Below are 4,879 nucleotides of genomic sequence, written 5' to 3'. Positions count from 1 at the left end.
ACCCGGCCACCGTAATCACCAGACACGGTCGATACGACGACGTCTCGGGCTGGTTCGCCATTTCGTCGGATAACGTACCGAAGCGGTATCACAGTCTCGCGGTGGCCGACGCCGGCGCGATCGGGTTGGGCGGTCAGGACAATATCCGCTACCCGGACGACCAGACCGCCGCCGCCGACCGGCTGTGCAGACTGGGCCGCGGCAACGGCATCGACTGCGCGATCGTCGCCCAGCCGGGCAAGCACGATTGGCCTTTCGCGAGCAGGGTTTTCGCTAAGGCTCTGCCCTGGCTGGCCGGCGAGTTGGACACCCCCGGTGTGCCGTTGATCGCGCTGCCGTCTTCGTCGCCTCCGCCGATGTCGGCTTCGGCTCCACGCAACGAGCCAATCGGCAGGTAGGCCGTGGCACGGGTACCGTGAAGCCATGCCCGACGAGCCGACGAGTCCCGCCCCCGAACCCGACCCGGGCTATACCAGCTCAGGCATTCCGACGTTCGAGTCGGTCCGCGAGAAGATCGAGACGCGATACGAGACATCAATCGGCGCAGCCGAATTGGATGCCGAGAGCCCCGAGGGCCGTGACGTCGAGGAGCAGTACCAGGAGCGGCAACGCGCGGCGGCCGAGCGGCTGGCCCAAATCCGCAAGTCGATGCACGAGGACGGCTAAAGGCAGCTACGCGCTGACCTTTCGTCGCCGGTTCGAGCGCCGTGGCGCACCGGCCGACGCCCCGGTGCCGCTGAGGGTTTCGGCGAGGAACTTCCCGGTGTAGCTTTCTGGGACGGCCGCGATGTCCTCCGGCGTGCCCTCGGCGACGATGGTTCCGCCTTCGCCACCGCCCTCCGGGCCCATGTCGATGATCCAGTCCGACGTCTTGATCACGTCCAGGTTGTGTTCGATGACGATCACCGTATTGCCTTTGTCGACAAGGCCGTTGATGACGTCCAACAACTTGCGGATGTCGTCGAAATGCAAACCGGTGGTGGGTTCGTCGAGGATGTAAACGGTGCGTCCGGTCGAGCGCTTCTGCAGCTCGGACGCCAGCTTCACGCGCTGCGCCTCACCACCGGACAGCGTGGGCGCCGGCTGACCGAGCCGCACATACCCGAGGCCGACGTCGACCAGAGTCTGCAGATAGCGGTGGATGCCGGTGATCGGCTGGAAGAACTCCGCGGCCTCCTCGATCGACATGTCGAGCACCTCGGAGATGGTCTTGCCCTTGTAGTGCACCTCAAGGGTTTCCCGGTTGTAGCGGGCGCCGTGACACACCTCGCACGGCACGTACACGTCGGGCAGGAAGTTCATCTCGATCTTGATGGTGCCGTCGCCCGTGCACGCCTCGCAGCGCCCGCCTTTGACGTTGAACGAGAACCGGCCCGGTTGATAGCCGCGGACCTTGGCCTCGGTGGTCGCGGCAAAAAGAGTGCGGATCTTGTCGAAGACCCCGGTGTAGGTGGCCGGATTCGATCGCGGCGTGCGACCGATCGGCGACTGGTCGACGCGTACCAGCTTGTCCACGTAGTCCAGCCCGGTGACGCGGACGTGCCGACCCGGGACCTGCCGAGCGCCGTTGAGCCTGTTCGCCAGCACCGCGGCCAGGATGTCATTGACCAGGGTCGACTTGCCGGAGCCGGACACCCCGGTCACCGACGTCAGCACACCGAGCGGAAAGGACACGTCGATCTGGCGCAGGTTGTGCTCGTGGGCGCCGACGACGGTGAGCCGACGCCGCTTGTCAATCGGGCGCCGGATCGCCGGGGCGGCAATGCTTTCCTTGCCCGACAGGTAGGCGCCGGTGACCGAGTCGGTGTTGCGCAGCAGCTCATCGTAGGTTCCGCTGTGCACGATGCGGCCGCCGTGCTCGCCGGCTCCCGGGCCGATGTCGACAACCCAATCGGCGTGCGCGATGGTGTCCAGGTCGTGCTCGACAACGATCAGCGTATTCCCCAAATCCCTTAAGCGAGTCAGGGTTTCGATGAGCCGGCGGTTGTCTCGCTGGTGCAGGCCGATGGACGGCTCGTCGAGCACATACAGCACGCCGACCAAGCCGGAGCCGATCTGGGTGGCCAGCCGGATACGCTGCGCCTCACCGCCGGACAGCGTGGCCGCCGCACGGGACAGCGACAGGTACTCCAGCCCGACGTCGAGCAGAAAGCCCAGCCGTGACTGGATTTCTTTGAGCACCTGACCGGCGATGGCTTGTTCGCGTGAGCCCAGGGTGAGCGCGTTCAGGAACTCCGCGCAGTCCGAGATGGACAGCTCGCAAACCTCGGCGATGGACTTCGCGCCAGGCGCCCCCGCGGTCAAGGTAACGGCCAGGATTTCCGGCTTGAGTCGAGTGCCGTCGCACACGGGGCACGGCACATCCCGCATGAAGCCCTCGTAGCGCTCCTTCATCAGCTCGGATTCGGTCTGGTCCATCTTGCGCTGCAGGAACGCCAGCACGCCTTCGAAGTCGGCGTAGTAGGACCGGGTGCGCCCGTAGCGGTTGCGGTAGCGGACGTGCACCTGCTCGTCGCAGCCCTCGAGAATCGCCTTGCGCGCCTTGGCCGGTAGTTTGCGCCACGGCGTGTCGACGTCGAAGCCCATCGCCTCGCCGAGGCTGGCCAGCATCCGGGTGAAGTATTCCGACGTGTGGCCCATCGACCACGGCGCCACCGCCCCCTGCGCCAGGGTGCGGTCGGGGTCGGGCACCACCAGGTCAGGGTCGACCTCTTTGCGGATTCCCAGACCGGCGCACTCCGGGCAGGCGCCATACGGCGAGTTGAACGAGAACGACCGCGGCTCAAGGTCGTCGACGGCCAGCGCGTGCCCGTTGGGGCAGGCGAGTTTCTCGGAGAACCGCTGCTCCCGGTTGTGGGCGTCGTGCTCATGGTCGACAAATTCCAGCACCACGATGCCGTCGGCCAGGTTCAGCGCGGTCTCCACCGAATCCGTAAGCCGCTGCTTGGCGGTGGCCTTGACGGTGAGGCGGTCCACCACCACCTCGATGTCGTGCTTTTCCTGCTTCTTCAGCTTCGGCGGATCCGTCAGCGGATGCACCACGCCGTCCACGCGCACCCGGCTGTAGCCCTGCGCGTTGAGCTTCTCGAACAGGTCGGCGAACTCGCCTTTGCGGGTGCGCACAACCGGAGCGAGCACCTGGAACCGGGTGCCCTCCGGCATCGCCAGCACCTGGTCGACGATTTGCTGGGGCGTCTGGCGCGCGATCCGCTCGCCGCACACCGGGCAGTGCGGTGTGCCCGCACGCGCGTAGAGCAGCCGAAGGTAGTCGTAGACCTCGGTGATGGTGCCGACGGTCGACCGCGGGTTGCGGTTGGTCGACTTCTGGTCGATCGACACCGCCGGGGAAAGCCCCTCGATGAAGTCGACGTCCGGCTTGTCCATCTGCCCCAGGAATTGGCGGGCGTAGGCCGACAGCGACTCCACGTAACGGCGCTGGCCTTCGGCGAAGATGGTGTCGAACGCCAGCGACGACTTGCCCGATCCGGACAACCCCGTGAAGACGATCAACGAATCCCGCGGCAGGTCGAGGTCGACGCCGCGCAGGTTGTGTTCGCGGGCGCCCTTGACGATCAGGCGGTCAGCCAACGCTGCCCCTCTCAGGAACTATGTGGCACCTCTTATGTGCCTGCAGCAGTTATTGCGCACGGCGCATTCCATGCTATGTGCCGATACCGACAAGCAAGCGCGGACCAGTAACGTGGCCGCTATGACAGCCGTGGACGACAACTACACGGGACACGTCGACCCTGGTAATGCGGCTCGCCGGACACTACCCGGCGCCACGATCTTGAAGGCGTCGGTCGGCCCGATGGACAACAACGCCTATCTGGTGACGTGTTCCGCGACCGGGGAAACAGTGCTCATCGACGCCGCCAACGACGCCGACGTCCTCATCGACCTGATCCGACGGCATGCGCCAAAGATCTCGCTGATCGTGACCAGCCACCAGCACTTCGATCACTGGCAGGCGCTGGAAGCCGTGGCGAAGGCCACCGGTGCCCCGACCGCCGCCAACGAGATCGACGCGGGACCGCTGCCGGTCAAACCGGACCGTTTGCTGGCCAACGGCGACACGGTGCAGATCGGCGAGCTGACCTTCGACGTCCTCCACCTGCGCGGGCACACGCCCGGATCGATCGCCCTGGCCCTCGGCGGGCCCGCGACCGGCGGGGTCACGCACCTGTTCACCGGCGACTGCCTGTTCCCGGGCGGTGTCGGCAAGACGTGGCAACGCGGCGATTTCACCCAGCTGCTCGACGACGTCACCACCCGGGTGTTCGACGTGTACGATGACTCGACCGTCATTTACCCCGGCCATGGCGACGACACGGTGTTAGGCCAGGAACGCCCCCACCTTGGCGAATGGCGCGAGCGCGGCTGGTAGGCGCGACCTAGTTCGTGGTGTGCACGATCAACACGTCGACCTTGGCCCGTCGCGAGACGTTGGCCGGCACCGATCCCAGCAGCCGGCCCGCGATCGTGCTCAGGCCGACGTTACCGACGACCAGCAGGTCAGCATTTTCGTCCTCGGCCAGCTTCACCAGCGCGTCGACCGGAGCGCCGACGATCGACCGCTCCTCCACGTTCTTGGCACCCGCCTTGTGCGCCCGCTCCTTGGCGTCCTGCAGAATCGCGTAGATCGGCGCGGTGCCCGACACCTTGTAGCTTTCGTCCCCAAGTGCGTCGGCGGCCCGGGTGTCCTCATGCTGGGGCAGATACGCCGACGCGACGATCAGCTTGGCGTCGGCCCCGGCGATCTGCGCTGCCCGGTCCACCGCACGAAACGATGAATCCGAGCCGTCGGTCCCGACCACCACGGTCCGATAGGCACTCATTTACCCTCCCAGTTTCGGTTGGTCAGCCAACCCAAGACAGT

The 4,879-nt window shown here is 66.2% G+C and carries 4 protein-coding genes and 1 pseudogene; 3 read left to right on the top strand and 2 right to left on the bottom strand.

The genetic code is table 11. The features are described 5' to 3' along the window. Together ACLQI9_RS22610 and ACLQI9_RS22605 are read left to right on the top strand one after the other, a co-directional pair. Positions 1 to 398: pseudogene (locus tag ACLQI9_RS22610) on the top strand (esterase family protein); the annotation flags it as partial. Positions 399 to 423: 25 nt separating this feature from the next. Continuing rightward, the gene (locus tag ACLQI9_RS22605; RefSeq protein WP_442392232.1) at positions 424 to 666 is read left to right on the top strand and encodes a hypothetical protein; all 243 of its coding nucleotides are present in this window, start codon (positions 424 to 426) and stop codon (positions 664 to 666) included. 6 nt (positions 667 to 672) lie between these two features. Here the strand turns inward: ACLQI9_RS22605 and uvrA are convergent, their stop codons facing one another. Then, positions 673 to 3,588, bottom strand: a complete 2,916-nt coding sequence (gene uvrA, locus ACLQI9_RS22600; protein WP_442392231.1) for an excinuclease ABC subunit UvrA — start codon at positions 3,586 to 3,588, stop codon at positions 673 to 675. A gap of 121 nt (positions 3,589 to 3,709) precedes the next feature. Here uvrA and ACLQI9_RS22595 point away from each other — a divergent pair, with 121 nt between their 5' ends. Continuing rightward, entirely contained in the window at positions 3,710 to 4,387 is a 678-nt protein-coding gene (locus ACLQI9_RS22595; protein WP_442392230.1) for an MBL fold metallo-hydrolase, read from the top strand. 7 nt (positions 4,388 to 4,394) lie between these two features. On the opposite strand, the gene ACLQI9_RS22590 is transcribed toward ACLQI9_RS22595, so the two are convergent. Continuing rightward, positions 4,395 to 4,838, bottom strand: a complete 444-nt coding sequence (locus tag ACLQI9_RS22590; RefSeq protein ID WP_442392229.1) for a universal stress protein — start codon at positions 4,836 to 4,838, stop codon at positions 4,395 to 4,397. Positions 4,839 to 4,879: the final 41 nt, after the last annotated feature.

The organism is Mycobacterium sp., assembly GCF_052143115.1.
Lineage (GTDB): Bacteria > Actinomycetota > Actinomycetes > Mycobacteriales > Mycobacteriaceae > Mycobacterium.
The sequence above is the reverse complement of the archived record's forward strand: the minus strand, read 5'-3'. Positions and strand labels throughout refer to the sequence as shown.